The organism is Salinicola socius (assembly GCF_001937195.1).
Lineage (GTDB): Bacteria > Pseudomonadota > Gammaproteobacteria > Pseudomonadales > Halomonadaceae > Salinicola > Salinicola socius.
In genome coordinates, this window is the sequence record NZ_MSDO01000094.1 from 1 (window position 1) to 205 (window position 205).

The 205-nt window shown below is 56.1% G+C and carries 1 tRNA gene; it reads left to right on the top strand.

What is annotated here, in order from left to right:
- Nucleotides 1-75: 75 nt before the first annotated feature.
- Nucleotides 76-162, top strand: a tRNA-Leu gene (locus BTW07_RS18995).
- Nucleotides 163-205 lie beyond the last annotated feature (43 nt).

Here is a 205-nt window from a genome sequence, read left to right on the forward strand (position 1 = left end):
TCGGAACGCGGCTTTCACACCGGCCATGAGACGCTTGCATTCGGTCGCAGAGTCGGTATCATGCATCGCGCCTTGGCCCAGATGGCGGAATTGGTAGACGCGCTAGCTTCAGGTGCTAGTGTCCTTATGGACGTGGAGGTTCAAGTCCTCTCCTGGGCACCATGTGTCATGTACTGCAGAACATTTCGATCGAACAAGCACCGAC